This window comes from Candidatus Margulisiibacteriota bacterium (genome assembly GCA_018822365.1).
Taxonomy (GTDB): domain Bacteria; phylum Margulisbacteria; class WOR-1; order O2-12-FULL-45-9; family XYB2-FULL-48-7; genus XYB2-FULL-45-9.
This window is the reverse complement of record JAHJKL010000066.1, coordinates 1-7,118: the sequence shown is the minus strand read 5'-3', so window position 1 is coordinate 7,118 and position 7,118 is coordinate 1. Positions and strand designations below refer to the sequence as shown.

At 48.4% G+C, this 7,118-nt stretch carries 9 protein-coding genes; all 9 read right to left on the bottom strand.

Going from position 1 to position 7,118, the window contains the following annotated elements:
- The coding region (locus KKF06_06245; protein MBU1617350.1) for an NAD(P)-dependent oxidoreductase at positions 1-480 on the bottom strand (480 nt) is incomplete at its 3' end.
- Complete coding sequence (gene rfbF / locus KKF06_06240) at positions 477-1,265, bottom strand: glucose-1-phosphate cytidylyltransferase (protein MBU1617349.1); 789 nt, start codon at positions 1,263-1,265, stop codon at positions 477-479. The genes rfbF and KKF06_06245, both read right to left, overlap by 4 nt.
- Positions 1,266-1,274: 9 nt before the next feature.
- Positions 1,275-2,267: an NAD-dependent 4,6-dehydratase LegB gene (locus KKF06_06235; GenBank protein MBU1617348.1), complete on the bottom strand. Its 993-nt coding sequence runs from the start codon at positions 2,265-2,267 to the stop codon at positions 1,275-1,277.
- 16 nt (positions 2,268-2,283) lie between these two features.
- Positions 2,284-2,988 (bottom strand): hypothetical protein, encoded by a 705-nt coding sequence (locus tag KKF06_06230; GenBank protein MBU1617347.1) that lies wholly within the window; start codon positions 2,986-2,988, stop codon positions 2,284-2,286.
- Positions 2,989-2,993: 5 nt separating this feature from the next.
- Positions 2,994-3,866, bottom strand: a complete 873-nt coding sequence (locus KKF06_06225; GenBank protein MBU1617346.1) for a GDP-mannose 4,6-dehydratase — start codon at positions 3,864-3,866, stop codon at positions 2,994-2,996.
- The gene (locus KKF06_06220; protein ID MBU1617345.1) at positions 3,856-4,560 is read right to left on the bottom strand and encodes an NTP transferase domain-containing protein; all 705 of its coding nucleotides are present in this window, start codon (positions 4,558-4,560) and stop codon (positions 3,856-3,858) included. The genes KKF06_06225 and KKF06_06220 overlap by 11 nt, the downstream gene beginning before the upstream one ends.
- Complete coding sequence (locus KKF06_06215; protein ID MBU1617344.1) at positions 4,557-5,261, bottom strand: glycosyltransferase; 705 nt, start codon at positions 5,259-5,261, stop codon at positions 4,557-4,559. The genes KKF06_06220 and KKF06_06215 overlap by 4 nt, the downstream gene beginning before the upstream one ends.
- Positions 5,262-6,323, bottom strand: a complete 1,062-nt coding sequence (locus KKF06_06210; GenBank protein ID MBU1617343.1) for an N-acetylneuraminate synthase family protein — start codon at positions 6,321-6,323, stop codon at positions 5,262-5,264. It abuts the gene before it with no gap.
- 9 nt (positions 6,324-6,332) lie between these two features.
- The coding region (locus KKF06_06205; protein ID MBU1617342.1) for a radical SAM protein at positions 6,333-7,118 on the bottom strand (786 nt) is incomplete at its 5' end.

Sequence of the window (7,118 nt, the reverse complement as noted above, 5' to 3'; positions counted from 1 at the left end):
AGAGAAATTGGCATCAGCCAGCGGCGCGACCCCTTGCTCGGTCCCGATCTTCGATTTGGCGTAAGCGGTCACCGGATTAAGCGCCCCGGTCTCGTCGATCGCCTTCCCCTCTTCCGCGATCCCGTAAACACTGCAGGAAGAGGCAAAAATGAACCGCCTGACCCCAGCCTGCCTGGCCAGCTGGGCGCATTTGATCGAAGCGTCCAGATTAATGACCTCGGTGATCCCCGGGTTCAATTCACCGATCGGGTCGTTCGATAGCCCGGCCAGGTGAACAACAGCGTCGATTCCCTGAAAATCAGCCAATTCAACCTGGCGGATATCTTTGACGATCTGCCTAAACTTTGTTTTTCTTTTTTCAAACTCGCAATCGTCAAAATAATTCGAGTCGAGGCCGACAACTTCAAACCCCTGCTCCAGGAGCATCGGGCACATAACGTTGCCGATATAACCGTTATTGCCGGTGACCAGTATCTTCATTGCCATTTCCTCCAAAATGCTTTATTTTTATTCCACAAGTTATTCAGGTGCTCGGTCTCCCGAACGGTGTCCATACATTCCCATGATCCCTTGTGATCGTAAACCATTAATTGCTTCTCTTCAGCCAGTTTTTCCAGCGCCCCCAGTTCAAAGTCGCACGCTTCGTCTTCGGTTAAATAGTCAAAGATCTTCCGGTTGAGGACAAAATAACCGCCGTTGATCAAACCGGCCGAGGCCTGTGGTTTTTCGGTAAATTTTTTCACCTGACCGTTCTCAACGATCAAGTCGCCAAAACGGGATGGTGGCCTGACCCCGGTCAACGTCCCGATTTTACCATGTTTATTATGAAAGGCGATCAGCTCATTGAGATCAACATCGGCAATCCCGTCACCGTAAGTCAACATGAACCTGTCACCGTCAATGTACTTCTCGATCTTCTTGATCCTGGCCCCTTTGAGGGAATTAAGCCCGGTATCGACCAGGGTCACTTTCCAGTCAACTTCGTCGGCCTGGTTGTGGTATGTCACTTCCCGCTTGCCGTCAAGCTTGATGGTAAAATCGTTCATCCTGACGTTGTAGTGGTAGAAATAATCCTTGATCATATCCCCTTTATATCCGAGACAGAGAACGAACTCGTTAAAACCATAATGAGCGTACCCTTTCATGATGTGCCAGAGTATCGGCCGGCCGCCAATCTCGACCAGCGGCTTGGGACGCACTTCAGTCTCTTCCCTCATCCGGGTCCCTTTTCCGCCGCACAGGATCACGACTTTCGGTTTGATCATAGTTTCCTCCTATAAGTTATAGATATCCGGCTTGTACCGGTCAAGATTCTTAGCGATAAAATCGATCGTCTCTTTCAACCCGTTCTCCAGCGAAGTTTTGGGCTGCCAGCCGGTAAAATCCAGCGCTTTTTTATTATCGCTGATCAGTCTCATGACTTCGCTTTTTTCCGGCCTGACCCGCTGTTCATCGCTGATAATTTCAACTTTTGTTCCCATCAAGCTGATGATCCTGTCTGCCAATTCCCCAACCGTCACCCCGCTCCCAACCCCCAGGTTGATCACTTCACCGTTGCTTTTTTCGCTCTCGGCAATTTTGACGAAGCCTTCAGCCGTATCTTTAACGTAGGTCAGGTCGCGGACCGGGGTCAGGGAACCAAGCTTGATCTTTTTCGCCCCCGACGCGATCTGGCTGATGATCGTCGGAATGACCGCCCGGGCCGATTGCCGCGGGCCGTAAGTATTGAACGGGCGGCAGGTCGCCACCGGCAGGTTGAAAGAGCGGTAAAAACTTTCGGCGATCATGTCGGCGCCGATCTTTGAGGCCGAGTAAGGCGACTGTCCCTGGAGCGGATGTTTTTCGTCGATCGGGACGTAAAGAGCGGTCCCGTAAGTTTCGCTGGTCGAAGTGTGGACAAACTTGGCAACTTTTTGGTCGCGGGCCGCCTGCAGAACGTTGAGCGTTCCCATAACGTTGGTGGAAACATACGATTCGGGAGAATAATAGGAATACGGGATGGCGATCAGCGCCGCCAGATGAAAAACGACATCAATCCCGTCCATCGCCTGCCGAACATTATAAGCTTCGCAAATATTACCGGTAAAGATCTCGATCTTGGCCAGTTCCGCTTTCGGCAAGGTTTCCAGCCAGCCCCAGTTGTTAAATGAATTATAAAGGACAAAAGCGCGGACATCGGCCCCCATTGAAACCAACTTTTCGACCAGATGACTGCCGATAAAACCTTCCGACCCGGTCACCAATACTTTTTTTCCTTTTAAATTCATCTTCACCGCTCCTTCTTTATTCATTTTTCAATAAATCGCTGATCAAGCTCTTGGGAAGACGAACCAGCCGATCAAGGATAATAAGGTCATAAATCGAATTGACCATCCGGGAATCGTGGAAATCCAGCTCGCGATAGCCAATCTTCGCCCCGGGACCACCACGCCATCTTTCGCTCGCCAGATTGTAAGCATAAATGCCGCCCAACTCTTCATATTTCTTAATCGTTTGTTGTCTGGTCGTTCGTTTTTTATCGATCATCAACGTAAGCTCGGCCTTAGTCACTTCCCAAAAATAATTCCGATGTCCAAAGAGCGGGATCACCAAATCGCAATCCTGCGCTTTATCAGCAAAATCACGGATCAGTTCTTTATCTTTAAATGGAGCGTTAGGATATAAATTTATTAAAATATCAAACTTTTCCCCTTTCGCTCTAAAAAAATTCAAGGCTTCATCAATGATCGGCTCCATAACAACACTATTGGAAGTCAATTGTCCGGATCTAAGAAAGGGGACTTCAACTCCCAGCGATTGGCAATAATCCGCGATTATCTGATCTTCAGTGGAAACGATTAACCGGTCAATGAATTCACATGATTGCGCCGCTTTAATGGTGTAATAGATTAAAGGTTTCCCCCCCAGCTCGCGCATATTCATCTTCTTTAAACCATCATTGCCGCCCCGAGCCGGAATCATTGCTAATACTTTTTTTCCTTTATACATTATTATTATTTTATCCGTCCTTCGGCGCGCAATAAGTCGGTCAACCCGGCCGCAAAATCAAACCGCGGTTGCCAGCCAAGCTCATTTTTAGCCTTACTAATGTCAGCAACCGTATCCATAATATCGTTTTTTCTGGTTGTCCCGGCCGATTCAATCGGTTTCCGGCGGCCACTAAGCTTGAAGATCAGCTCCAGCGCTTCACCAACCGAGTAAGAAACCCCACATCCCAGATTATAGGTCCGCGTTCCCGGCGCGTTCGACCGGCAGGCGCGCCACATCGCTTCGACCACGTCCTTTATATATATGTAATCCCGCTTCGGCTTAAGGTCGGCCACTTTAATCACCGGTGATTCCGAATAGAGCTGGGCAATGACCGAAGGAATTAGGAACCTGGGACTCTGCCCCTGACCGTAAACGTTAAAATTCCGCAAGATAGAAGCGGCCAGACCGAAATCTTCGCTATAGGCGGCAACCAGCTGTTCACCAATAAGTTTGCTCCGGCCATATGGGTTATTGATCATGACCGGATGAGTTTCATCGATCGGCAGAGTTTGCGGCTGACCGTAAACATACGAGCTGGAATAAATTATCCGCTTCACTTTGTTAAGACGGCAATATTCCAGGAGGTTTAAGGTCCCAACCAAATTGTCCCGGTAGATCGGATACGGCTGTTCAAAGGCGGTCTGGACGTTCGTGTTAGCGGCAAGATGAACAACAATCTCCAGCGGCGGCAGGGCCAGCGTCTGTTTCTGGTCGAGTAAATCGTGGCCTAAAGAGAGGTCGCATTCAACGATCTCAACCGTTTCCGTGCGGAGGCGTTCGATCAGCGCTCGGCCGATGAATCCGGCGGAACCGGTAATCAAGATTTTATTTGCCATTTTCAATCTTCTCCAATAACTCTATCGCTTTTTCGTAATCTTCGGCCCGGCCGATATCAAACCAGAATCCCTTGATCTTATGAGTAATAACTTTTTCCCCTTCAACGGTCAGAAGCTTTATGACTTCGGGAAAATCGATCCGCTGGCCTTTGATATGCTTAAAAACTACCGGAGATAAAACGTTAATCCCGGCGCTGATCAAATACTCTTCGACCGGTTTCTCTTGCACTCCGATAAATTCACCTTTCGGCCCGCTCTCTACCACCCCATACGGAACCTGCATGGCGTAATCTTTGACCCCCAGGGTCAAGGCGGCCCCCGCTTGTTCATGGCCGGCCGCCAGCGCGGCGACGTCGACCCGGTTAATGATATCGGCATTAATGACCAGGAACGAGCCGGACAGATCTGTTTTTATTTTATGAATCCCGCCGATCGTCCCGGATTTGGCGTCTTCTTTTACCAGTTTGATCGTCACGCCGTATTTCTTTTGGTAATCGAGGCAGACCTGGAATTTTTCGTGCTGATAAAAGACCAAAATAAAGATCTCTTTGATCCCCTGCTCCGCCAGGCCGCGGATAATATATTCGATCACCGTGTAATCGCGGAGCGGGAGAAGCGGTTTAGGAATCGCGTAAGTTAACGGCCGCAAACGGACCCCTTCTCCACCGGCCATGATCACCGCTTGCTTGATCATTTTATTTTCCTCGGATGGCTGGGACCAGTCTTATATTCCAATCCATATTTGGCGGCGATCTGTCGGCCGGTCGCTTCGACCAGTTCGGTGTTATCGCTCATGCTCGCGCCGTGGACCCGATATTCGAACAGCGGCTCGGCCAGGTGCCGGCCAACGATCTTGTTTTTCATCAGCCGAAGGATGAATTCATAGCTCTCCAGCGTCGGTAATTTTTCGTCATACAGGCCGATCCGGTCAAAAAGTGAGCGTCTAAACATCGTCCCGCCGCTTAAAAAATCTCCCCGGCCAAGGAGCTCGTCACGATCAAAGGCGGGCAGTGTTTTACGGACCGTTTCTCCGGTCTCTTCAATTAAATAGTTGTAATCTGGATAAACAAAATCGACCGGTTCATTATCCAGAACGGCCGCTTCTTTGGCCAGGAGCCCTGGATAGAAAATATCATCGGCATCGAGCCGGATCACATATTCCCCCCCGGCATTTTTAATCCCAATATTACTGGCATTCGCCAATCCCTGTCCGGTCTGCTTGATGATCTTGATCTTATCCCGATAACCGGCTAAAACCTGTTCGGTGCTGTCGCCCGACGGCCGATAAACGACCAGAAGCTCAAAACCCGGATAGTCCTGCACCAGGGCGCTGTCGAGCGCCCCTTTCAGGTATTGTCCATAGTTATAACTGGTTATGATTACGCTAACCTTCACTTATATCATTCTCCAATTAAGGATCTCGTCCTCGTTAATGTTGGCCTTGGCTTCGCGCCCGACGATCTGCTCCAGGAAACGGGGATAGATCCCGGTCCCGGGACGCTTGCAGGCAAGCATCGCCGCGGTGATTTTGGTCCCCTTTTTGATCGGTTTGACCGCGACGATACTTTTCCGCGCTAAGGCATGAGCCTTGGCTTCCGCTTCATAAAAGCCGCTCAAGTGACTGCCGATCGCCGACTCGACCCGGCGAACTTCCTTCATGAAACCGGGCAGTTCATCCGCGCTTAAAGAAAGACCATGGTCGGGACTGTCGGGTAAACTTTTATCGACGGTGTAATGTTTCTCAATCGACCGCGCTCCCATGGCGACCGCCGCCAGCGGGATCAACGTCCCCAGGGTGTGGTCGGAATAACCGACCGGGATCTCCGGGAAGATCTGCTTTAAGCGGAGCATCTTGGCCAGGTTAGCGTCTTTATCCCTGCAGGGATAGCTTAAAACACAGTGTTGAAGAGCGACCTGCTTGTTCCCGGTCTGAAAGATCGTCTGCAGGGCGTCTTCAACTTCGCCGATGGTGCAAGCCCCGGTCGAGAGGATGATCGGCTTGCCGGTCTCGGCAACCAACCGGATCAGCGGGAGATTGGGAACTTCGGCCGAAGCGATCTTGTAAAAATCGACGTCGAGCTTGATCAGGAATTTCGCGCTCTCCATGTCAAAAGGAGAGGAAGAAAAAGCGATCTTCAGCTTTTTAGCGTACGCTTTCAGTTCGGCATAAGCTTCCTTGGGAAGAGAATCTACTTTTTTTAACATGTCATACTGGCTGCCGCCGCCGTCGGTATCGAGCTTTGAATCCCAGTAGCGCGGCGCTTTCCGGGTGCTGATCCCCCCGGCGGTGTAAGTCTGGAACTTGATCGCGTCGGCCCCCCCGTCTTTAGCGGTCTTGATGAGGTCTTTTGCTCTTTGAACATCATTATTATGGTTAACGCCGGCATCGAGCAGGATCACGCAGTGGTGATCCCCCCCCAGTTTAACGCCGTTCCCAAGATTGATCGCTCTTTCCATATTAGCCTCCTATTTTTTTTGGTTTTTAATAAACTTTACTTTGTTTTTTAATTTGCTTGAGAAATCATACAATTTCTTAATAAAACTTTTTAAAGTCTTCTTAACAAGATAAGCTATAAGCTTTTGCGGATGCCGCTTATAAACTAGATATCTCCAATTATCATGAATTCGAATAAGCGTTTTTTGATATTCTCCGGGAAAATTCAATATTGACTCTCTTCGCTCGCTGCTGAATTTTTCATAAGCGCTTTCATTCACCATTCCTTTCGCAAAACAATAATCCCCAAGTTCCGTCCCTCGATATGGATAAAAAATATTTACACCACTTGAAGTGGGATTGATTTTAGCGTTAAGCTCTATTGTTTCCCATATTTCTTTTTCGGTTTCATGCGGAAGGCCAATTATATTAATAGCGTTTGAAATTAACTTATATTTTTTGAATAATGCATACGCATTAATTATTTGTTCATTAGTAATATTCCTTTTCATTATTTTGTTCCTGATATATGGGCTTCCAGATTCAACTCCGCAACTCACCCAAATGCAACCAGCATGCTTCAAAAGCCTCATCAATTCTTCATCAACCAGGTTTACTCTTAATTGACAAATGAGCGGCAATCTTATCTCTTCCGCGTACTTTTTACAAAACTCCCTTGTCCATTCTTTATCCAAGCCAAACGTATCGTCTCCTATGAACACTTTCTTGATTGAAAATTTACCTATAAGCTGTTTAATTTCTATAATGCAGTTTTCTGGGCTTCTAAACCTTGGCTTATTTACTGGCATATTATAAGT